The organism is Pseudomonas sp. 3B-A001-10F, assembly GCF_056313565.1.
This window is the reverse complement of sequence record NZ_JBQYFW010000033.1, coordinates 1-21,843: the sequence shown is the minus strand read 5'-3', so window position 1 is coordinate 21,843 and position 21,843 is coordinate 1. Positions and strand designations below refer to the sequence as shown.

The following is a 21,843-nucleotide window of genomic DNA, read 5'->3' as shown; positions in this document are numbered from 1 at the left end:
GCGCGATCGTCGCCAGCGTCCTCAAAAATTCTGCCCGGCCAGCCTGCATTTCGGCCCAAGGCACCCGCCACCCTAAACCAGCGGCCGGGGTTGTTTCAATATATTTGACATAAGGTGGCCATACGGCCTTGCGGTGTTGATTTTAATCAACATAGACTTTGACCATTTCCAGCCAATCGCGCCGTATTCACGGGGGATAACAACAATGAACATCCAGAACGTCGTCGACATCAGCCTGACCAGCAGCGAAGCCGAACGCTATCGCCCGGACCCGGCGAAGGTGCTGAAGGGAGATCCTGAGCAAGCGGTGTTCCATCAGTACGAAAGCCCCTGTGGGCAGATGGGCGTTGGCGTTTGGGAAGGTGCGATCGGGCAGTGGACGGTGAATTACACCGAGCATGAGTACTGCGAAATCCTGCAGGGGGTCTCGGTGCTGCGTGACGGCGAGGGCAATGCCAAGACGTTGCGCGTTGGCGACCGGTTTGTGATTCCGGCAGGGTTTCGGGGCACTTGGGAAGTGCTTGAGGCTTGCCGCAAGATCTATGTGATCTTTGAACAGAAGGCTTGAGGATTTTCGCTGGCTGATCCGGCCCTATCGCGAGCAGGCTCACTCCTACAGGTGACCGCATTCCAATTTAGGAATGAGCCTGCTCGCGATAGGGCCAGAACCGGAAACACAAAATCCGAGGCAACAAAAAAGGCCCGTATCGTGAGATACGGGCCTTTTTCGTAAGTCGGGAAAAATCAATTACTTGATTTTGCCTTCCTTGTAGATCACGTGCTTGCGAACAACCGGATCAAATTTCTTGATCTCGATTTTGTCCGGGGTAGTACGCTTGTTCTTGTCGGTAGTGTAGAAGTGACCAGTACCGGCGCTCGAGATCAAACGAATCAATTCACGCATGATTAGCTCCCTTAAATCTTGCCATCGCGGCGAAGTTCGGCGAGCACGACAGTGATGCCACGCTTGTCGATGATACGCATGCCTTTGGCAGATACGCGCAGACGCACAAAACGTTTCTCTTCTTCAACCCAGAAGCGGTGATGCTGCAGGTTCGGCAGGAAACGACGACGGGTTTTGTTGTTTGCGTGGGAAATGTTATTCCCAGTCACCGGACCCTTACCGGTAACTTGACATACTCTCGACATGCCTCAGCCCTCTAAAACCACATGCCCAACCCGGCATGGGTTGGCCGCTTAATCTCTCAGTCATTTGGCGCCAGGCGCCGCGTTTCTTTAGAGGTCTTACCGGCTACACCTACAGTGAAGGAACCGGGCCCCTAGAAAAGAGCGCTGCTTTATACCAGAAAGACTTCGGAGCAACAACATTCGGTGTGCAAACAATCCACAAAAAGGCGCTTTTTCAGCCTGCGAACGCCTTGGATAAAGGCTGGCATCGATTTTTACCACTCGTCGCAGAAAATCGTCCCTACGGGCGATTCAGACTTTTTACCGCGCACCGCGGTCTGAAAAACCGCCATCACTGTGCCCCGAAAATGCAAAAAGGGGATAGTCATTTGTAATCCAGACCTCTAGGGTAGGCCTTTTCCAGACTGCACTTGCAGATGGGCCTTCGATCTGTAAAAGGAAACCGACCATGCGCCTCGCTGCCCTACCCCTGTTGCTCGCCCCGCTCCTGCTGAGCCACCTGGCCCAGGCCGCCGCGCTGAGCGTCTGCACCGAGGCCAGCCCTGAAGGGTTCGACGTGGTGCAGTACAACTCGCTGACCACCACCAACGCCTCGGCGGACGTACTGATGAACCGTCTGGTGGACTTCGATACCGCCAGCGGCAAAGTCGTGCCGAGCCTGGCCGACAGCTGGGAAGTCAGCACCGATGGCCTGACTTACGTGTTCAAGCTGCACCCGCAGGTGAAGTTTCACACGACCGAATACTTCAAGCCGAGCCGCGAGCTGACCGCCGAAGACGTCAAATTCAGCTTCGACCGCATGCTCGACCCGGCCAACCCGTGGCACAAGGTCGCTCAAAGCGGCTTCCCGCACGCACAGTCGATGCAACTGCCAGCACTGATCAAGAAAATCGACGCACTCGATCCGCTGACCGTACGCTTCACTCTTGATCATCCGGATTCAACATTCCTGGCGACCCTGAGCATGGGCTTCGCCTCGATCTACTCCGCCGAATACGCCGACAAACTGATGAAAGCCGGCGCGACCGACAAGCTCAACAGCCAGCCGATCGGCACTGGCCCGTTCGTGTTCAACCGTTTCCAGAAAGACGCAGCGATTCGTTACAAGGCCAACCCGGATTACTTCGGCGGTAAGCCTTCGGTGGATCCGTTGATTTTCGCCATTACCCCGGACGCTAACGTGCGCCTGCAAAAACTGCGGCGCAATGAATGCCAGATCGCCCTGTCACCGAAGCCACTCGACGTACAAGCCGCGCTGAAAGAACCGACGCTGAAAGTCGAAAAGACTGACGCGTTCATGACCGCATTCGTCGGCATCAACAGCCAGCATCCGCCGCTGGACAAGCCGGAAGTGCGGCAGGCAATCAACCTCGCCTTCGACAAGGCCAACTACATCAAGGCTGTGTTTGAAGACACCGCCGAAGCCGCCAGCGGCCCTTACCCGCCGAACACCTGGAGTTACGCGAAGAACCTGCCGGGTTACCCGCACGATGTCGCCAAAGCCAAGGCATTGCTGGCCAAGGCCGGGTTGAAGGACGGTTTCCAGACCACCATCTGGACGCGTCCTTCCGGCAGCCTGCTGAATCCGAACCCGAGCCTGGGCGCACAGATGTTGCAGTCAGATCTGGCGGAAATCGGCATTCAGGCGGAAATCCGCGTGATCGAGTGGGGAGAGTTGATTCGTCGCGCCAAGGCCGGCGAGCATGATCTGCTGTTCATGGGCTGGGCCGGCGATAACGGCGACCCGGACAACTTCCTCACGCCGCAGTTTTCCTGCGCGGCGGTCAAGTCGGGTACCAACTTCGCACGCTACTGCAATGCCGATCTGGACAAGCTGATCAGCGCCGGCAAGACCACCAGCGAACAAGGTGTACGCACCAAGCTGTACGAGCAGGCGCAGGCGCAGATTCAGCAGCAGGCGTTGTGGCTGCCGCTGGCGCATCCGACCGCGTATGCGCTGACACGTAAGGACGTGCAGGGTTACTCGGTAAGCCCCTTTGGCCGCCAGGACTATTCGAAGGTAAACCTGAAATAACCTGCCCTGCACATAACGTGTAGGAGTGAGCCTGCTCGCGATGGCGTCATTTCAGTCAACCCATTCGGTGACTGGAAAATTGCTATCGCGAGCAGGCTCACTCCTACAGGGGGTTAGCGTTTTTCCCCTGAACTTTACATCCAGCCACACTCCGCCATCGACAACGGCTCACCATCGCCGACGATGAAGTGATCGAGCACCCGCACGTCAATCAGCTCCAGTGCCTTTTGCAGTCGCTTGGTCAGCAGCCGATCTGCCTGACTGGGGTCAGTGTTCCCCGATGGATGGTTGTGGCACAGGATCAACGCAGCGGCGTTATTGGCCAGACATCGCTTCACAACCTCGCGTGGATGCACGCTGGTGTTGTCGATTGAGCCGCGAAACAGTATCTCGAAATTCAGTACTTGATGTTTGGAGTCGAGAAACAGGCAACCAAACACCTCATGCGGTTCGTGACGCAGCATCGATTTCAGATAATCGCGAACGACCTGAGGGTTTTCCAGGGCTGGTTTCTGCCGTGATTTCTCAGCCAGATGCCGCCTGTTCATTTCCTGAGCAGCTTGCAGTTGCGCAAACTTCGCCGGCCCGAGCCCCAATTGTTTGCTGAATTCGTCCTGATCGGCCTCAAGCAGCAAACGCAGGCTACCGAATTGAGTCAACAGATTGCGCGCCAGGTCCACAGCGCTTATTCCGGGCAATCCGGTGCGCAGAAAAATCGCCAATAACTCAGCGTCTGAAAGGCTCGCTGCCCCGTGCTCCAACAACCTTTCCCGCGGACGTTCCGCCGCAGGCCAATCGCGAATACTCATAGCACTTCCCTGTCTGTGGGCGCCGCTGTTCCGTAGCGGTCGCTGTGATATCGTAGCCCATCTTTTTTGCGGGCGAATTCACCCTGGGGAGGGGGTTTCGCCACGTATGTCACCCACGAAATGAAAGGCAGACCTATGCAGCGGCTGTATCGGAAACGCATCGTGCTCGGCGTCGGCGGCGGCATCGCGGCCTACAAGAGCGCCGATCTGGTTCGTCGCCTGATCGATCAGGGTGCCGAAGTACGCGTGGTAATGACCCATGGCGGCGCCGAGTTCATCACCCCGCTGACCATGCAAGCGCTGTCCGGCCACCCGGTCCACCTCGACTTGCTCGACCCGGCTGCCGAAGCCGCGATGGGCCACATCGAGCTGGCGAAATGGGCCGATCTGGTACTGATCGCCCCGGCCACCGCCGACCTGATCGCCCGCCTGGCCCAAGGCATCGCCAACGATTTGCTGACCACCCTGGTGCTGGCCACCGACGCCGTTGTGGCAGTCGCGCCGGCAATGAATCAGGCGATGTGGCGTGATCCGGCGACCCAGGCCAACCTGCAACTCCTGGAAAGCCGTGGCCTGAAGACCTTCGGCCCGGCCTCGGGTAGCCAGGCCTGCGGCGACGTCGGCATGGGCCGCATGATGGAGGCCACCGACCTCGCACAATGCGCGGCGGACTGCTTCCAGCGCCAGGCGCTGACCGGCAAACACGTCGTCATCACCGCCGGCCCGACTCAGGAAAACATCGACCCGGTTCGCTACATCACTAACCACAGCTCCGGCAAAATGGGCTTCGCCCTCGCTGAAGCCGCAGTTGAGGCCGGCGCCCGCGTCACGCTGATCAGCGGCCCGGTGCACCTGCCGACACCGGATCGCGTCACGCGTATCGACGTGGTCAGCGCCCGCGACATGCTCGCGGCTTGCGAGTCGGCGATCCCGTGCGATGTGTTCATCGCCTCGGCAGCCGTTGCGGACTACCGCCCGGAAGTCGTCGCCCCGCAAAAACTCAAGAAAGATCCTACGAGCGGTGACGGCTTCGTCCTGCAAATGGTGCGTAACCCGGACATCCTGGCCACCATCGCGACCCGTCCCGACCGTCCGTTCAGTGTCGGTTTCGCCGCCGAGACCGAACACCTGCTCGACTACGCTGCACGCAAGCTGAAGGACAAGAATCTCGATTTGATCGTCGCCAACGACGTCGCCAACCCGAGCATCGGTTTCAACAGCGAAGAAAACGCCTGCAGCGTGATTGACCGTGCGCTGCACGCCACGGTTTTCGCCCAGACCAGCAAGAGCAAGATCGCTCGCCAACTGGTCACCTTTATCGCCGAACGTCTGAACCAGGTTTAATTTACATGCACGCTTTGCAAGCCAAGATCCTCGACCCACGCATCGGCACCGAATTCCCGCTGCCGCAATACGCCACCCCGGGTTCCGCCGGCCTCGACCTGCGCGCCATGCTGGATCAGGACATCGTGATCAAGCCGGGTGAAACCGTGCTGATCCCCACCGGTCTGTCGGTTTACATCGGCGACCCGAACCTCGCCGCGCTGATCCTGCCGCGCTCGGGCATGGGCCATAAGCACGGCATCGTGCTGGGCAACCTCGTGGGTCTGATTGACTCGGATTATCAGGGCCCGCTGATGGTGTCTTGCTGGAACCGTGGCCAGACCGACTTCACCATGACCGTCGGCGAACGTCTGGCGCAACTGGTGCTGGTACCGGTGGTACAGGCGCATTTCGAAATGGTTGAAGAGTTCGTCGAAACCGAACGCGGCACTGGCGGATTTGGCCATACCGGCACCAAATAACCGGAGCCATCTTCTGTAGGAGCTGCCGCAGGCTGCGATCTTTTGATTTTTAAGATCAAGATCAATAGATCGCAGCCTGCGGCAGCTCCTACAGGGGGAAGTTTCAGCAGATCAGCTGAAAGGTTTAACACCGAAAATCAAGGTTTTGCCGGCCGAAAGCCACGCCCGCCGAGGCATCATGGCCCTTTCATACCACGAACTCTCCGTGAAAAACGCCGTCATACCCTTCAGTTTGAGCCTGCCGTCGAACGATTCGTCGGTCTGTCCCGCCACTTTCGAGATGGAGCATTTCCGTAGATGAGCACCCCAGCCAAGATCGCCCCGAAGCTGCCCGACAGCATTTTCCGCGCCTATGACATTCGCGGCACCGTGCCGGAATTCCTCAATGCCGAAACCGCTTACTGGATTGGCCGCGCCATCGGTTCGCAGAGCCTGGCCCAAGGTGAACCGAACGTTTCCGTCGGTCGCGACGGCCGCCTGTCCGGCCCGGAGCTGGTTGCAGAACTGATTCGCGGCATCGCCGAAAGCGGCTGCCACGTCAGCGATGTCGGCCTGGTGCCAACGCCCGCGCTGTACTACGCCGCTAACGTCCTGGCCGGCAAATCCGGGGTGATGCTCACCGGCAGCCACAACCCGTCGAACTACAACGGTTTCAAGATCGTCATCGCCGGCGACACCCTCGCCAACGAACAGATCCAGGCCCTGCACGAGCGCCTGAAGAGCAACAACTTGAGCAGCGGCACCGGCAGTGTCACTCAGGTCGAGATCCTCGACCGCTACAACACCGAAATCGTCCAGGACATTAAACTGGCACGGCGCATGAAAGTCGTGGTCGACTGCGGCAACGGCGCGGCCGGTGTGATCGCCCCGCAACTGATCGAAGCACTGAATTGCGAAGTCATCCCGCTGTTCTGCGAGGTCGATGGCAACTTCCCCAACCACCACCCGGATCCGGGCAAGCCTGAGAACCTCGTCGACCTGATCGCCAAGGTCAAGGAAACCAACGCCGATATCGGCCTGGCTTTCGACGGCGACGGCGACCGCGTCGGTGTAGTGACCAACACCGGCAGCATCGTTTATCCCGATCGCCTGCTGATGCTGTTCGCCCGTGACGTGGTCGCGCGCAACCCGGACGCGGAAATCATCTTCGACGTCAAATGCACCCGCCGCCTGGTGCCGCTGATCAAGGAATACGGTGGTCGTCCGCTAATGTGGAAGACCGGTCATTCGTTGATCAAAAAGAAAATGAAACAATCCGGTGCGCTATTGGCCGGGGAAATGAGCGGGCACATCTTCTTCAAGGAGCGCTGGTTCGGTTTCGACGACGGTATCTACAGCGCCGCACGGCTGCTGGAGATCCTCAGCAAGGAAAAATCCACCGCGGAAGAGCTGTTTGCGACCTTCCCGAACGATATTTCTACGCCGGAAATCAATATCCATGTGACCGAAGAGAGCAAATTCAGCATCATTGATGCACTGCACGACGCACAGTGGGGTCCGGGTGCTGACCTGACCACCATCGACGGCGTGCGAGTCGATTACGCCAAAGGCTGGGGCCTGGTGCGCGCGTCCAACACCACACCGGTGCTGGTGCTGCGCTTCGAGGCCGATGACGAGGCTGAATTGCAACGCATCAAGGATGTGTTCCACGCCCAACTGAAACGCGTTGCACCTGATCTCCAACTACCGTTCTGATCCACCCGGAGCCCTGAATGACCCTCGAACGCGAAGCCGCCGCCCATACCGCCCAGGTCCTGTCCGAAGCGTTGCCTTACATCCGACGTTATGTCGGCAAGACCCTGGTGATCAAATACGGCGGCAATGCGATGGAAAGCGAGGAGCTGAAAACCGGCTTTGCGCGCGATATCGTCTTGATGAAAGCCGTGGGCATCAACCCGGTCGTGGTTCACGGTGGCGGCCCGCAGATCGGCGATCTGCTCAAGCGTCTGTCGATCGAAAGCCACTTCGTCGATGGTATGCGCGTCACCGACGCCGCGACCATGGATGTGGTGGAAATGGTCCTTGGCGGCCAGGTCAACAAAAGCATCGTCAACCTGATCAACCGTCACGGCGGCAGCGCCATCGGCCTGACCGGTAAAGACGCCGGGCTGATTCGTGCGAAGAAGCTCACCGTCACCCGTCAGACGCCGGAGATGACGCAACCGGAAATCATCGACATCGGTCAGGTCGGCGAAGTGGTCGGGATCAATACCGAACTGCTGAACCTGCTGGTCAAAGGCAACTTCATCCCGGTGATCGCGCCGATCGGCGTGGGTGAGAACGGCGAGTCGTACAACATCAACGCGGATCTGGTGGCTGGTAAAGTCGCCGAGGCACTGAAAGCCGAGAAGCTGATGTTGCTGACCAATATTGCCGGCCTGATGGACAAGTCGGGCACCGTGTTGACCGGCCTGAGCACGCAGCAGGTCGACGACCTGATCGCCGACGGCACTATCTACGGCGGTATGCTGCCGAAGATTCGTTGCGCACTGGAAGCGGTTCAGGGCGGCGTGGGCAGCTCGCTGATCATCGACGGCCGCGTGCCGAACGCGATCCTGCTGGAAATCTTCACCGACACCGGTGTGGGCACGCTGATCAGCAATCGCAAGCGCCCATAAGCGCTGACGTAAACAAAAAGACCCCGCTCAGCCTGGCTGAGCGGGGTCTTTTTTTGCACCACATTCCCTGTGGGAGCGAGCCTGCTCGCGAAAGCGGTCTTTGCATCACATTAATATTGAATGTGAAGGCCTCTTCGCGAGCAGGCTCGCTCCCACAGTGCTCCGCCGCTAGACGCCGAATTGTGCGCGGTAGGCTTCTACGGCTGGCAGGTGTTGCTTGAGCTGCGGATCATCGGCAAGGAATTCCAGCACCTGATTCAGCGAAACAATGCTGATCACCGGGATACCGAAATCACGCTCGACTTCTTGAATGGCCGACAATTCACCGTTGCCACGTTCCTGACGGTTCAGCGCAATCAGCACGCCCGCAGCCTTGGCACCGTCCTGGGAAGCGATGATCTGCATCACTTCGCGGATTGCTGTACCGGCCGTGATTACGTCATCAATGATCAGCACATCGCCAGTCAGTGGCGCGCCGACCAGACTACCGCCCTCGCCGTGGGCCTTGGCTTCCTTGCGGTTGAAGCACCACGGCAGATCACGGTCGTGGTGCTCGGCCAGTGCCACAGCGGTGGTTGCCGCCAACGGGATGCCTTTGTAGGCCGGGCCAAACAGAACGTCGAAGGGAATGCCGCTCTCAGCGATGGCTGCCGCGTAGAAACGCCCCAGCTGCGCCAGGGCCGAACCCGAGTTGAACAGGCCGGCATTGAAGAAGTAAGGACTGGTGCGCCCGGACTTCAGGGTGAACTCACCGAAGCGCAAAACGCCGCGATCGATGGCAAAACGAATGAAATCGCGCTGATACGCTTGCATGAAAAAAACCCCAAATACCACGGATTTAGCTAATTAGCTTGACGCCGTGTATCATACACGCACGCGATTTTTGGGGCCATTTATGCGGATCATCAGTGTGAACGTCAATGGTATTCAGGCTGCAGTCGAGCGTGGTTTGCTCAGTTGGCTGCAAGCACAGAATGCCGACGTCATCTGCCTGCAGGACACCCGTGCCTCCGCCTTTGAACTGGATGACCCAGCCTTCCAACTGGATGGCTACTTCCTTTATGCCTGCGATGCTGAAGTCCCTGCCCAAGGCGGCGTGGCTTTGTATTCGCGGTTGCAACCGAAGGCTGTCATCAGCGGTCTCGGTTTCGAGACGGCCGACCGCTACGGGCGCTACCTGCAAGCAGATTTCGACAAAGTCAGTATTGCCACCTTGCTGCTTCCTTCGGGGATGAACGGCGATGAGGACTTGAACCAGAAATTCAAGCTCATGGACGACTTCGGCAAGTACCTGGACAAACAGCGGCGCAAACGTCGCGAGTACATTTATTGTGGCTCGCTGTACGTGGCGCAGCAGAAGCTCGACATCAAGAACTGGCGCGACAGCCAGCAATCCCCGGGCTTCCTGGCGCCAGAACGCGCCTGGATGGACGAGATTGTCGGCAACATGGGCTATGTCGATGCGCTGCGCGAAGTCAGCCGTGAAGGCGACCAGTACAGCTGGTGGCCGGACAACGAACAGGCCGAGATGCTCAATCTCGGCTGGCGGTTTGACTACCAGATCCTGACCCCGGGCCTGCGGCGCTTCGTGCGCAGTGCTCGCCTGCCGCGTCAGCCACGGTTCTCGCAGCACGCACCGCTGATCGTCGACTACGACTGGACGCTGACCATCTAAGCGCCTTTTCGAAGTAAAAAAATGCCCGTATCGCAGGATATGGGCATTTTTTGTGCGTCAGTGCCAAGCCGATTCGGACTCAGACAGCAGCGAAGAACGGTAAGGCCAGGTAGAGCTTGATCACGACGACATTAATGATATCGATGAAAAACGCTCCGACCATCGGCACCACCAGAAAGGCAATCTGCGACGGCCCATAACGCTGCGTCACTGCCTGCATATTGGCGATCGCCGTCGGCGTCGCACCCAATCCGAAACCGCAATGCCCTGCCGCCAGCACGGCCGCGTCGTAGTTGCGCCCCATCATCCGGAATGTCACGAAAATCGCGAACAACGCCATGACCAGCGCCTGCACTGCCAGGATGATGAAGATGGGCAGCGCCAATGCTGCCAGATCCCACAGTTTGAGCGACATCAGGGCAATCGCCAGAAACAGCGACAAGCTGACATTGCCCAGCACCGACACCTCACGCTCGAACACCTGATACAGACCCAACGCCGAAAGCCCGTTGCGCAAGACCACGCCAACAAACAGAACACAAACGAACGTCGGCAACTCGAATGCGGTGCCCTGCAGCAGGCCGTTCAACAGATTGCCCGCCAGCAAACTGACCGCGATCAGGGCGAGTGTTTCTATAAACGAAAACGGGGTAATCGAGCGTTCTTTGTTTGGTTGCTCGAAGCCTTTCGGCAACCGCAGCGGCGCATCCGGACTCTGACAACCGGGCACCTGCACTCGCTTGATGAGCAAGCGCGCGACTGGTCCGCCGATCAAACCACCCAGCACAAGGCCAAACGTCGCGGAAGCCATCGCCAGCTCCGACGCAGAGGCCAGACCGTATTTCTCACTGAATACCGTACCCCACGCAGCCCCAGTGCCGTGACCGCCCGCCAAGGTGATCGATCCGGTCAGCAGTCCCATCAATGGATCGAGCCCGAGCATTGTTGCCAGCCCGATCCCCATCGCATTCTGCACCACCAACAATCCGGTGACTGCCAATAGAAATATCCCAACAACGCGCCCGCCTTTCTTCAAGCTGGCAAAGTCTGCACTTAGACCAATGGTGGCAAAAAAGGCCAGCATCAAAGGTGTCTGCAGCGAAGTATCGAAACGAATTTCAATATTTAGCGTTCGCAGCAGCAACAAGATCAAGGCAACTACCAGGCCACCCGCGACCGGTTCAGGGATATTGTAACTGCGCATGAAACCAACACGCATAACGAGCCCGCGTCCTAGCAGAAGGACTAAGGAGGCGGCCACAAGTGTTCCGTAAAAATCGAGCTGAATCATTGGGATTATTCTTGGCTATATATTCAGAGGCGAGCTGTTTACCTGCACGCGCCTCATGAACCGGCTGATTGTCTCAACACTGATTACTCGGAAATTCAATAGCCTTCGATGGCTTGAATATATCTTAATATTTCAGGAGAAATATTATCCGAGCAACTTTAACAATCGTCGCCTTTGATTCCAAGGCCATGAATCCTAACTAAGCCGATGCAGTTGTGACTAAAAGTGTATATACAGAAAGAGTATCGACCGATCATCGCGATCAGATCATTCCTACCCATAATAACGATTAATTTTGTTGCATTAATAAAATGCCCTGACAGGTCAGGGCATTTGCTTTAAAACTTTTCGAGCGCCTTATTTAATCAGCCGCCAGGTAAACGGATATCGGTAAGGAAAACCTTCATTGGCCTTCACACCGGCGATGATGGTCAATACCAGCGCACCAATGGCCAGTATCCCCAACAGGAAGAACCCGATGATCAGCACCATCAGCAGGAAACAGATCAACGAGGCGATGGCGACGGTGATCTGAAAATTCAGCGCCTCCTTGCCTTGAGCGTCGATGAACGGGTCCGTTTCGCGCTTCATCTGCCAGAGGATCAACGGCCCGATCAGATTGCCGAACGGAATCCAGATCCCCAGCAAGGCGGACAAGTGACAAAACATCGCCCATTGGCGAACCTCCTGGCTCGGTTTGGGCAGCAATTCTTGTTCGTCACTCATCGCGTCCTCCTTGCGGTTATGAACCTGCTCAGTCGGCCAGTGCAGCCTTTTGCAGTTCGAAGATTTCGTTCATGCCTTGCTTGGCCAGTTCCAGCATGGCGTTCAAGTCTTCAGGCTGGAACGGCGCGCCTTCAGCCGTGCCCTGCACCTCGATGAAGCCACCGGTGCTGGTCATCACCACGTTGAGGTCAGTCTCGGCGACGGAATCTTCAAGATAGTCCAGATCCAGCACGGCCTCGCCCTGATACATGCCGACCGACACGGCACCGATCATCTGCTTGAGCGGATCGCCACCCTTCTGGCCGCCACGCTTCTTGATTACTTTCAGTGCATCAACCAGTGCAACCATGGCGCCGGTGATCGAAGCCGTGCGAGTACCACCGTCGGCCTGAATCACGTCGCAGTCGACGTACAGGGTCACATCGCCCAGCTTGGACATGTCCAGCGCAGCGCGCAGGGAACGGCCGATCAGGCGCTGGATTTCCAGGGTGCGACCGCCCTGCTTGCCACGGCTCGCTTCACGCTGGTTACGCTCGCCAGTGGCGCGCGGCAGCATGCCGTATTCGGCGGTCAACCAACCCTGGCCCTGGCCTTTGAGGAAGCGCGGTACACCGTTTTCGACGCTGACGGTGCAGATGACTTTGGTATCACCGAATTCGACCAGTACGGATCCCTCGGCGTGTTTGGTGTAGTTGCGGGTAATGCGGATCGAGCGGAGCTGATCGGCAGCGCGACCACTTGGACGTTTCATAGGGAATACCTGTACTGGGGACGGAAAACTGCCGAGCATTATAGAGCGCTGCACCGCGCGTGGGCACTCGTTAAAAATCCAGCCCGACGATCGAAGGCCCTGAAACACCCGTTACCGACGGGATGCAGCCCTTTGTCACACCGTGTGTTTGGGCGCATTCGCCGCACTGCGCTACAATCCTGCGCCTTTGCTGCCAGTCGGCTTAAATTCATACATATCGCGCCTGCGGAACACAGGTTTCGCGCCGATCTGCATTTGCGAGGTCACCGCCATGGTGCACAGCATGACCGCCTTCGCCCGCGTCGAAAAAGCCGGCGCACAGGGCACCCTGAGCTGGGAACTGCGCTCGGTGAACAGTCGCTATCTGGAACCGCACCTGCGCCTGCCGGAGTCGTTTCGCGACCTCGAAGGCGCGGTGCGTGAAGCGCTGCGTCAGGGCCTGTCGCGGGGCAAACTGGAATGCACCCTGCGTTTCACCGAAGAAAGCACCGGCAAAGCCCTGCAAGTCGATCGCGAGCGCGCCGCGCAGCTGGTCGCAGCGGCTGAGACCGTGGCTGGCCTGATCAAGAACCCTGCCGCACTCAACCCGCTGGAAGTGCTGGCCTGGCCCGGCGTACTGGTGGGCGATGCGAGCGACCCGCAGGCGCTGAATGCCGACGCACTGGCGCTGTTCAATCAAGGCCTGAAAGAGTTGAAGGCCGGCCGCGAGCGCGAAGGCGCGGAGCTGGCACGCCTGATCAACGAGCGCCTGACCTCCATTGAAGAAGACGTGGTGACCCTGCGTGAACTGGTGCCGCAAATGCTTGCGACCCAGCGCCAGAAAGTCCTCGATCGCTTCGCCGACATGAAGGCCGAACTGGATCCGCAGCGTCTCGAACAGGAAATGGTCATCCTCGCGCAAAAGAGCGATGTGGCCGAAGAACTGGATCGCCTGAGCACCCACATCATCGAAGTTCGCCGGGTGCTCAAGTCCGGCGGTGCCGCCGGTCGGCGCCTGGACTTCCTGATGCAGGAACTCAACCGCGAAGCCAACACACTGGGCTCCAAGGCCTTCGACCCGCGCAGCACCCAAGCCGCCGTCAACCTCAAGGTGTTGATCGAGCAGATGCGCGAACAAGTGCAGAATATTGAGTAAGGCTACCCCGACATGACCCACAGCACCGGCACCCTGTACATCATTTCCGCGCCATCGGGCGCGGGCAAGAGCAGCCTGGTCAAGGCCTTGACCGACGCCATACCGGAAATTCGCGTTTCGGTTTCCCACACCACCCGCGCCATGCGCCCGGGTGAAGTGGACGGCGTGAACTATCACTTCGTGACCCGCGAAGAGTTCGTGAAGATGGGCGAGCATGGCGACTTCCTCGAACGCGCCGAAGTCTTCGGCAACTTCTACGGCACCTCGCAAAGCCGCCTGCAGCAGACGCTGGACGAAGGTCACGACCTGATTCTGGAAATCGACTGGCAAGGCGCCGAGCAAGTACGCAAGCTGATGCCGCAAGCACGCTCGATCTTTATCCTGCCGCCGTCGCTTCAGGCCCTGCACCAACGCCTGACCAATCGCGGTCAGGACAGCGACGAGATCATTGACGGGCGGATGCGCGAAGCGGTCAGCGAGATGAGTCACTATGTCGAATACGACTACCTGATCATCAACGACGATTTTGCTCACGCACTGGACGATCTGAAGGCGATTTTCCGCGCCAATCAACTCCAGCAGAAACGCCAGCAAGTACGTTTCGGCAAATTGCTGGCCGAATTGCTCGGATAATCAGCACTTCCCAAAACAGCTGCAAGCGCTTTACATTGGTGCTTGCAGCGCGTTGAAGGGCTTGGTCAAAAAATCAGCGCTTCCCTAATCGCTGGTGATTTTTTAAACTGTTGAGTCCGCTCGCCCAACCGGGCAGCGCGCATATTGCATTCGCTCCGAGGAATACCATGGCCCGCGTAACCGTTGAAGACTGCCTAGAACACGTGGAAAACCGCTTTGAGCTGGTCATGCTCTCTACCAAGCGTGCCCGTCAACTGGCCACCGGCGGCAAAGAGCCATTGGTCCAGTGGGAAAACGACAAGCCGACTGTTGTCGCACTGCGTGAAATCGCTGAAGGCCTGATGAGCTACGAGTTCATCGCCGAGCAGGAAATCGTCCAGGATGAGCCGCTGTTTGCAGCGTTCGAGGACGAGTCCAACGAGGCCGTCTAAGCCTATGCCTGGTCGACGTAGCACGGCGCGGGATCACAGCTTACGGCAGGAATCATCATGCCGAGCATAGACGCCCTCGCCGATCGCTTATCGACCTACCTCGGCAACGACCAGGTCAACCTGGTCCGCCGAGCGTATTTCTACGCCGAACAAGCCCATGACGGTCAACGCCGTCGCAGCGGCGAGGCGTACGTCACGCATCCTCTTGCCGTGGCCAATATTCTTGCCGACATGCACATGGACCATCAGAGCCTGATGGCGGCGATGCTGCATGACGTGATCGAAGACACCGGTATCGCCAAAGAAGCGCTGCAAGCGCAGTTCGGTGAAACCGTGGCCGAACTGGTCGACGGGGTCAGCAAGCTGACCCAGATGAATTTCGAGACCAAGGCCGAAGCCCAAGCCGAAAATTTCCAGAAAATGGCCATGGCCATGGCACGCGACATTCGCGTGATCCTGGTCAAACTCGCCGACCGCCTGCACAACATGCGCACGCTGGAAGTGCTGTCCGGCGAAAAGCGCCGACGCATCGCCAAGGAAACCCTGGAAATCTACGCACCCATCGCCAACCGGCTGGGCATGCATGCCATTCGTATCGAATTCGAAGACCTTGGCTTCAAGGCCATGCACCCGATGCGTTCCGCGCGGATCTACCAAGCGGTCAAACGCGCCCGGGGCAACCGCAAGGAAATCGTCAACAAGATCGAAGAATCCCTTGGCCATTGCCTCGCCATCGACGGCATCCAGGGCGAAGTCAGCGGTCGGCAGAAACACCTCTACGGCATCTACAAGAAAATGCGCGGCAAGCGTCGGGCCTTCAACGAGATCATGGACGTCTATGCGTTCCGGATCATCGTCGACAAGGTCGATACCTGCTACCGCGTGCTGGGTGCTGTACATAATTTGTACAAACCGTTGCCAGGGCGCTTCAAGGATTACATCGCGATTCCCAAAGCCAACGGCTATCAGTCGCTGCACACCACGCTGTTCGGCATGCACGGCGTACCGATCGAAATCCAGATCCGCACCCGCGAAATGGAAGAGATGGCCAACAACGGCATCGCCGCCCATTGGCTGTACAAATCCAGCGGTGACGAGCAGCCAAAAGGCACTCACGCCCGCGCCCGTCAGTGGGTCAAAGGCGTGCTGGAGATGCAGCAACGCGCCGGCAACTCGCTGGAATTCATCGAGAGTGTGAAGATCGACCTGTTCCCGGACGAGGTCTATGTGTTCACGCCCAAAGGACGGATCATGGAGCTGCCGAAAGGCTCCACGGCGGTCGACTTTGCCTACGCGGTACACACCGACGTCGGCAACAGCTGCATTGCCTGCCGGATCAACCGTCGACTCGCACCGCTTTCCGAACCGCTGCAAAGCGGCTCCACGGTCGAGATCGTCAGCGCACCCGGCGCCCGACCGAATCCGGCGTGGCTCAACTTCGTGGTCACGGGCAAGGCGCGCACGCACATCCGTCACGCGCTGAAACTGCAACGTCGCTCGGAGTCCATCAGCCTCGGCGAACGCCTGCTGAACAAGGTGCTCAACGGTTTCGACAGTTCGCTGGAGAAGATCCCGGCCGAACGCGTCAAGGCGATGCTCACCGAGTACCGCCTCGAACTGATCGAAGATTTGCTCGAAGACATTGGCCTGGGTAACCGCATGGCCTACGTGGTCGCCCGCCGCCTGCTTGGCGAAGGCGAACAGTTGCCAAGCCCGGAAGGCCCGCTGGCGATTCGCGGTACCGAAGGTCTGGTGCTGAGCTACGCCAAGTGCTGCACGCCGATCCCGGGCGACCCGATTGTCGGGCACCTGTCGGCGGGCAAAGGCATGGTCGTGCACCTGGACAACTGCCGTAACATCAGCGAAATCAGGCACAACCCGGAAAAATGCATCCAGCTCTCGTGGGCCAAGGATGTCACCGGCGAATTCAACGTCGAACTGCGCGTCGAGCTGGAACACCAGCGCGGCCTGATCGCTCTGCTGGCCAGCAGCGTCAACGCGGCCGACGGCAATATCGAGAAAATCAGCATGGACGAACGCGATGGTCGCATCAGCGTGGTCCAGTTGGTGGTCAGCGTTCACGACCGTGTGCACCTGGCCCGCGTGATCAAGAAACTGCGCGCCTTGACCGGGGTGATCCGCATCACCCGCATGCGTGCATAACCTGCCTATTACAAGGAGTCATATATGACCAAAACCGTAATCACCAGCGACAAGGCCCCGGCCGCCATCGGTACTTACTCCCAGGCGATCAAGGCAGGCAACACCGTTTACATGTCGGGCCAGATTCCTCTGGACCCAAAAACCATGGAACTGGTTGAAGGCTTCGAAGCCCAGACCGTCCAGGTGTTCGAGAACCTCAAAGCCGTGGCTGAAGCCGCTGGCGGCTCGTTCAAGGACATCGTCAAACTGAACATCTTCCTCACCGACCTGAGCCACTTCGCCAAGGTCAACGAGATCATGGGCAAGTACTTCGACCAGCCATACCCGGCTCGCGCCGCCATCGGCGTGGCTGCCCTGCCAAAGGGTTCGCAGGTTGAAATGGATGCCATTCTGGTCATCGAGTGATGCGCACGGCGCGGCCTTCAAACGCCGCGCCGACTGCTCAGCAAGAAAAGGTTTTGAAAGGATTCCACCATGCGCAAAGCGCTAGCTCTCCCGCTGCTCGCCATTTTCCTCGGCGGCTGCGCCAGCAACCCTGCCGAGCGTGACATCAGCGGCACCTGGATCAACCAGGTGGCGATCGATGCCGCAGCCAAGGGCGGCCCCCTGCGCGAAGCGCTTCAGGCTTACGGCCCGAACCTTGAGTGGGACGTCAACACCAAGGCCGGCCAGGCCCGCTACACCAACGGTTTTGAGAACGTCGAAGGACGGCTGCTGGGTGAGAAATCCGGCGCCTGGAAAGTCGACTTCTATGGCAGCTCCGCCAGCGAGCTGAAACGCGACGGCGGGCAACTGCAGCAAGCCGCCAGCGAGAACGAACCCGAGCAGCTTTTCGACCGTGCGCAGATTCCGGTGCCGGAAGGTGCGCCGATCGGCGCCAGTTTCGAGCGCGCGCTGTATTCCGCCTACATGGGCGGCAACTGGACAATCGCCAGCGGTCAGGGCGAAGGCGGCACCGTGCAGTTTCAGGCTGACGGCCAGGTCTCCGGGCTGCCAGGAGCCGACCGTTATGCCTTGTGCCTGGCAGGTGATTGCGCTTCGATGAGCAGTACCAACGACAACATGTGGTTGCAGCTCAACGGTCAGGGCAATGCCTACATCTTTACGCGCAAGGGCAAGGAACTGGAGATTTTCCAGGCGGTGAACACCGCGCTGGCGGATGAAATGCCGCAATACACGCCGGGCGAGCGTAAGTGGTTGCTGGAGAAGCAGTAATCCGGACCACAATCCGCTGAGATCCCCTGTAGGAGTGAGCCTGCTCGCGATAGCGGTGTAACAGTCAGCATATGTGTTGAATGTTAGACCGCTATCGCGAGCAGGCTCACTCCTACAGTTGTTTTGGGGTGTCAGGAAGTCAGCACTTACCTTCGAGGATCGCGGCATAGCCCTCGCGGTAACTTGGGTACGCTGGCGCCCAGCCCAACGCTTTCGCCCGGGCATTGCTGCATCGCTTGCTGCCCGTGCGCCGAACGCTGGCGTCTTCCGCCCATTCGGTAACGCCCAGATACTCACGCAACCAGCCCACCACTTCGGCCAACGGTGCCGGTGCATCGTCCACGCCGATGTAGAAATCCTCCAGCTTCACGCCCTGCCGATCCTTTTCCAGCAGAAACGCCAGCAATCCCGCCGCGTCGTCAGCGTGAATCCGGTTGCCATACAGCGGCGGCTCCACCGCGACGCGATAACCGCGACGCACCTGAGTCAGCAGCCATTCGCGACCCGGGCCGTAAATCCCGGTCAGGCGCAGGATGCTCGCAGGGATGCCACTGTTTAGAGCCACCTGCTCTGCTTCGAGCATCAGTCGCCCGGAATAACCCGCAGCGACCGTCGCAGATGCCTCGTCAACCCACTCACCCTCCTGCTGACCGTAGACACTGCTGCTGGATACGAACAGCAGCCGCTCAGGCACTTGCCCGTAATCTTCCAGCCAGCTCAGGACATTCTGCAAACCCTGCACATAAGCCGCGCGATAACCGGCCTCATCGTGATCAGTCGCTGCAGCGCAATACACCAGATAGTCCACGGCCCCCACCGGCCAGGTCGCCGGGCAGTCTTCGTTGAACAGGTCGCCGGCAACGCCGATCACCCCAGCAGGCAGCTTCGAAACATCCCGGCGCAGGCCATGAACTTCCCAGCCAGCCGCCAGCAATTGCCTGGCCAGACGACTGCCGACATCACCACAACCGGCAATCAAAACAGAAGGCGCGGACATCAAAAAACTCCTATCGGAAAGACACAGCCTAGCGCCGGCAAAGGACGGGCGGCTAGCAATGAAGGAAAAAAAGATACTCTATTACTTTTGTTAACAAGAATTACTTGCAATAATGCACCTCACTTTTGTTCTCGGCCTCACGAGGCCTGGAAGAGCATCAACGTTTTTCTATCTCAGGTCCGGCCAGCATGACACGCAATCAAATCCCCGCTTCGCCAACCAATCGACCTCGCGCCTGGAGCGCGCTGGCGGCTCTGCTGCTCAGCATGATGCTGGCACCGACCGCCGCGTTCGCCGACGCACAAGCGCCAGCAGCCCCGGCCGCGACCGAACAGCACGCACCGGCCGCCAACGCGCCTGCCGCTGCTCCCGCTGCCACTGATCCAGTGCAAGCGGTAGACGCTGCCGACGTACCTGAAGTTCTCGAAGCCGACAACAGCCTGGGCATGGCCCACGACCTGTCGCCGTGGGGCATGTACCAGAACGCCGACATCATCGTGAAAATCGTGATGATCGGTCTGGCCATCGCTTCCATCATCACCTGGACCATCTGGATTGCCAAAGGCTTCGAGCTGATGGGCGCCAAGCGTCGTCTGCGTGGCGAAATCGCCGCCCTGAAGAAAGCCACCACCCTGAAAGAAGCCAGCGCCACGGCCGGCAAGGAAGGCACCCTCGCCAACCTGCTGGTGCACGACGCCCTCGAAGAGATGCGCCTGTCGGTCAACAGCCGCGAGAAAGAAGGCATCAAAGAACGCGTGAGCTTCCGTCTCGAGCGTCTGGTTGCCGCCTGCGGTCGCAACATGAGCAGCGGCACCGGCGTCCTCGCCACCATCGGTTCCACCGCGCCGTTCGTGGGTCTGTTCGGCACCGTGTGGGGCATCATGAATTCCTTCATCGGCATCGCCAAAACCCAGACCACCAACCTTGCTGTCGTCGCGCCCGGCATTGCTGAAGCGCTGCTGGCCACTGCATTGGGTCTGGTTGCTGCGATTCCTGCGGTAGTGATCTACAACGTCTTCGCCCGCTCCATCGCCGGTTACAAGGCGCAGGTTTCCGACGCCTCGGCAGAAGTGCTGCTGCTGGTCAGCCGCGACCTCGACCACCAGCCTGAGCGCAGCTCGCAACCGCACATGGTGAAAGTGGGGTAATCGGCCATGGGCCTGCATTTGAAAGAAGGCGCAGACGACGATCTGGCCGAGAACCACGAAATCAACGTCACGCCGTTCATCGACGTGATGCTGGTGCTGTTGATCATCTTCATGGTGGCCGCGCCATTGGCCACCGTAGACATCAAAGTCGACCTGCCTGCCTCGACCGCCAAACCGGCGCCGCGGCCAGAGAAACCGGTGTTCCTCAGCGTCAAGGCTGACCAGCGCCTGTACATCGGCGACGATGAAGTGAAAGCCGAAACCCTCGGCGCCGTGCTCGACGCCAAGACTCAGGGCAAGAAAGACACCACCATCTTCTTCCAGGCCGACAAAGGCGTGGATTACGGCGACCTCATGAGCGTGATGGACAAGCTGCGCTCCGCCGGTTACCTGAAGGTCGGTCTGGTCGGACTTGAGACGGCAGCCAAGAAATGATCACGACGCGCCATAAGCTGACGCGTTACAGCGGTAGTCTGGCCGTGGTGCTGGGCGTTCACGCGCTGGCCATCGCGCTGGCGCTGAACTGGACCGCCCGCCCGCCCATCGAATTGCCCCCACAGGCAATGATGGTCGAGCTGGCCCCGGTTCCGGCCCCGCCACCGCCTGCTCCGCCGAAAGTCGTCACACCGCCGCAGCCACCGGCTCCGGTTGAAGAGTTGCCGATTCCGAAGCTGGCCGAAGCACCGAAAGCTGAAATCGCGGTGCAGAAACCCAAGCCGAAGCCAAAGCCGAAACCGCCGAAGCCGGTCGAGAAGAAGCTGCCGGATCCACCGAAGGAAAAACCTTCCGAGGAGAAACCGGCCGACACTCAACCGACTCAGGCACCGACGGAGAAATCCGCCCAGCCTGCGCCGGGTCCGTCGCCGGCACAGTTGGCCGCCAAGGCCAGTTGGCAGGGCACCCTGCTCGCGCATTTGGCCAAGTACAAGAAGTACCCGCAAAGTGCTCAGGCGCGGGGCAAGGAAGGCTTGAACCGTCTGCGTTTCGTGGTGGATGCCGAAGGTAATGTGTTGTCGTTTGAACTGGTGGGCCGCTCGGGCAACGCTGATCTGGACCGGGCAACCCTGGAAATGATCCGCCGCGCACAACCGCTGCCCAAGCCACCGGCCGACATGCTGAACAATGGCTCGATTGAAATTGTTGCGCCGTTTGTTTACTCGCTGGAACGCCGCCGCTAAGGCAACGCAAAACCCTGTAGGAGTGAGCCTGCTCGCGATAGCGGTGTATCAGTCAGAAAATCATCGTCTGACACACCGCTATCG

At 59.0% G+C, this 21,843-nt stretch carries 23 protein-coding genes and 1 pseudogene; 16 read left to right on the top strand and 8 right to left on the bottom strand.

Annotation, left to right across the window (positions count from 1 at the left end; translation table 11 throughout):
- Window positions 1-205: 205 nt before the first annotated feature.
- Window positions 206-568, top strand: coding sequence for a cupin domain-containing protein (locus tag AC0ZWN_RS23700; protein ID WP_095049328.1), 363 nt, complete (start codon window positions 206-208; stop codon window positions 566-568).
- A gap of 180 nt (window positions 569-748) precedes the next feature.
- Here AC0ZWN_RS23700 and rpmG read toward each other — a convergent pair whose 3' ends face one another.
- A complete protein-coding gene (gene rpmG / locus AC0ZWN_RS23695; protein WP_007894709.1) occupies window positions 749-904 on the bottom strand; it encodes a 50S ribosomal protein L33 in 156 nt (51 codons plus the stop codon).
- A gap of 11 nt (window positions 905-915) precedes the next feature.
- Window positions 916-1,149 carry a 50S ribosomal protein L28 gene (rpmB, locus tag AC0ZWN_RS23690; RefSeq protein WP_007920377.1) on the bottom strand — a complete coding sequence of 78 codons (234 nt, stop codon included), beginning with the start codon at window positions 1,147-1,149 and terminating at the stop codon, window positions 916-918.
- A gap of 448 nt (window positions 1,150-1,597) precedes the next feature.
- Between rpmB and AC0ZWN_RS23685 the strand changes: the two genes are divergently transcribed.
- Window positions 1,598-3,184 carry an ABC transporter substrate-binding protein gene (locus tag AC0ZWN_RS23685; protein WP_476336765.1) on the top strand — a complete coding sequence of 529 codons (1,587 nt, stop codon included), beginning with the start codon at window positions 1,598-1,600 and terminating at the stop codon, window positions 3,182-3,184.
- Between the two features lie 134 nt (window positions 3,185-3,318).
- Here the strand turns inward: AC0ZWN_RS23685 and radC are convergent, their stop codons facing one another.
- Window positions 3,319-3,993 carry a RadC family protein gene (gene radC, locus AC0ZWN_RS23680; protein ID WP_476336763.1) on the bottom strand — a complete coding sequence of 225 codons (675 nt, stop codon included), beginning with the start codon at window positions 3,991-3,993 and terminating at the stop codon, window positions 3,319-3,321.
- Between the two features lie 135 nt (window positions 3,994-4,128).
- Between radC and coaBC the strand changes: the two genes are divergently transcribed.
- From coaBC to argB, 4 genes and pseudogenes are all read left to right on the top strand, one after another.
- Window positions 4,129-5,337, top strand: coding sequence for a bifunctional phosphopantothenoylcysteine decarboxylase/phosphopantothenate--cysteine ligase CoaBC (gene coaBC, locus AC0ZWN_RS23675; protein ID WP_007920365.1), 1,209 nt, complete (start codon window positions 4,129-4,131; stop codon window positions 5,335-5,337).
- Window positions 5,338-5,342: 5 nt separating this feature from the next.
- Complete coding sequence (gene dut / locus AC0ZWN_RS23670) at window positions 5,343-5,798, top strand: dUTP diphosphatase (RefSeq protein WP_095049326.1); 456 nt, start codon at window positions 5,343-5,345, stop codon at window positions 5,796-5,798.
- A gap of 318 nt (window positions 5,799-6,116) precedes the next feature.
- Window positions 6,117-7,493 (top strand): annotated as a pseudogene (locus tag AC0ZWN_RS23665) (phosphomannomutase/phosphoglucomutase); the annotation flags it as partial.
- A gap of 17 nt (window positions 7,494-7,510) precedes the next feature.
- A complete protein-coding gene (argB, locus tag AC0ZWN_RS23660; RefSeq protein WP_003229488.1) occupies window positions 7,511-8,416 on the top strand; it encodes an acetylglutamate kinase in 906 nt (301 codons plus the stop codon).
- Between the two features lie 168 nt (window positions 8,417-8,584).
- On the opposite strand, the gene pyrE is transcribed toward argB, so the two are convergent.
- Complete coding sequence (gene pyrE, locus AC0ZWN_RS23655; protein ID WP_008078597.1) at window positions 8,585-9,229, bottom strand: orotate phosphoribosyltransferase; 645 nt, start codon at window positions 9,227-9,229, stop codon at window positions 8,585-8,587.
- Between the two features lie 82 nt (window positions 9,230-9,311).
- Between pyrE and AC0ZWN_RS23650 the strand changes: the two genes are divergently transcribed.
- Window positions 9,312-10,091, top strand: coding sequence for an exodeoxyribonuclease III (locus AC0ZWN_RS23650; RefSeq protein WP_007920349.1), 780 nt, complete (start codon window positions 9,312-9,314; stop codon window positions 10,089-10,091).
- Between the two features lie 79 nt (window positions 10,092-10,170).
- Here AC0ZWN_RS23650 and gltS read toward each other — a convergent pair whose 3' ends face one another.
- From gltS to rph, 3 genes are all read right to left on the bottom strand, one after another.
- Window positions 10,171-11,382: a sodium/glutamate symporter gene (gene gltS / locus AC0ZWN_RS23645; RefSeq protein WP_186620164.1), complete on the bottom strand. Its 1,212-nt coding sequence runs from the start codon at window positions 11,380-11,382 to the stop codon at window positions 10,171-10,173.
- A gap of 357 nt (window positions 11,383-11,739) precedes the next feature.
- The gene (locus AC0ZWN_RS23640) at window positions 11,740-12,108 is read right to left on the bottom strand and encodes a DUF4870 domain-containing protein (RefSeq protein ID WP_007920344.1); all 369 of its coding nucleotides are present in this window, start codon (window positions 12,106-12,108) and stop codon (window positions 11,740-11,742) included.
- A 28-nt stretch (window positions 12,109-12,136) separates the two neighbouring features.
- Complete coding sequence (gene rph, locus AC0ZWN_RS23635) at window positions 12,137-12,859, bottom strand: ribonuclease PH (protein WP_476336760.1); 723 nt, start codon at window positions 12,857-12,859, stop codon at window positions 12,137-12,139.
- A 271-nt stretch (window positions 12,860-13,130) separates the two neighbouring features.
- On the opposite strand from rph, the gene AC0ZWN_RS23630 reads away from it, so the two are divergent.
- The 6 genes from AC0ZWN_RS23630 to AC0ZWN_RS23605 all read left to right on the top strand — a co-directional run bounded on the left by AC0ZWN_RS23630 (window position 13,131) and on the right by AC0ZWN_RS23605 (window position 18,436).
- Complete coding sequence (locus tag AC0ZWN_RS23630; RefSeq protein WP_476336758.1) at window positions 13,131-13,994, top strand: YicC/YloC family endoribonuclease; 864 nt, start codon at window positions 13,131-13,133, stop codon at window positions 13,992-13,994.
- A 12-nt stretch (window positions 13,995-14,006) separates the two neighbouring features.
- Window positions 14,007-14,627 (top strand): guanylate kinase, encoded by a 621-nt coding sequence (gene gmk, locus AC0ZWN_RS23625; protein WP_008078609.1) that lies wholly within the window; start codon window positions 14,007-14,009, stop codon window positions 14,625-14,627.
- 167 nt (window positions 14,628-14,794) lie between these two features.
- Complete coding sequence (gene rpoZ / locus AC0ZWN_RS23620) at window positions 14,795-15,058, top strand: DNA-directed RNA polymerase subunit omega (protein ID WP_008030604.1); 264 nt, start codon at window positions 14,795-14,797, stop codon at window positions 15,056-15,058.
- A 57-nt stretch (window positions 15,059-15,115) separates the two neighbouring features.
- A complete protein-coding gene (spoT, locus tag AC0ZWN_RS23615) occupies window positions 15,116-17,221 on the top strand; it encodes a bifunctional GTP diphosphokinase/guanosine-3',5'-bis pyrophosphate 3'-pyrophosphohydrolase (RefSeq protein WP_007920338.1) in 2,106 nt (701 codons plus the stop codon).
- A 24-nt stretch (window positions 17,222-17,245) separates the two neighbouring features.
- Window positions 17,246-17,626, top strand: coding sequence for a RidA family protein (locus tag AC0ZWN_RS23610; protein ID WP_003229509.1), 381 nt, complete (start codon window positions 17,246-17,248; stop codon window positions 17,624-17,626).
- Between the two features lie 69 nt (window positions 17,627-17,695).
- Entirely contained in the window at window positions 17,696-18,436 is a 741-nt protein-coding gene (locus AC0ZWN_RS23605; protein WP_476336756.1) for a hypothetical protein, read from the top strand.
- A 139-nt stretch (window positions 18,437-18,575) separates the two neighbouring features.
- Here AC0ZWN_RS23605 and AC0ZWN_RS23600 read toward each other — a convergent pair whose 3' ends face one another.
- Entirely contained in the window at window positions 18,576-19,433 is an 858-nt protein-coding gene (locus AC0ZWN_RS23600) for an SDR family oxidoreductase (protein ID WP_476336754.1), read from the bottom strand.
- A 188-nt stretch (window positions 19,434-19,621) separates the two neighbouring features.
- On the opposite strand from AC0ZWN_RS23600, the gene exbB reads away from it, so the two are divergent.
- Genes exbB through AC0ZWN_RS23585 form a run of 3 tightly spaced genes read left to right on the top strand, consistent with a single transcriptional unit; the run spans window position 19,622 to window position 21,759 of the window.
- Window positions 19,622-20,581: a tonB-system energizer ExbB gene (exbB, locus tag AC0ZWN_RS23595; RefSeq protein ID WP_099757518.1), complete on the top strand. Its 960-nt coding sequence runs from the start codon at window positions 19,622-19,624 to the stop codon at window positions 20,579-20,581.
- A 6-nt stretch (window positions 20,582-20,587) separates the two neighbouring features.
- Window positions 20,588-21,016 (top strand): TonB system transport protein ExbD, encoded by a 429-nt coding sequence (gene exbD, locus AC0ZWN_RS23590; RefSeq protein WP_007920333.1) that lies wholly within the window; start codon window positions 20,588-20,590, stop codon window positions 21,014-21,016.
- On the top strand, window positions 21,013-21,759 hold the full coding sequence (locus AC0ZWN_RS23585) for a TonB family protein (protein WP_127930238.1): 747 nt from the start codon (window positions 21,013-21,015) through the stop codon (window positions 21,757-21,759). The genes exbD and AC0ZWN_RS23585 overlap by 4 nt, the downstream gene beginning before the upstream one ends.
- Window positions 21,760-21,843 lie beyond the last annotated feature (84 nt).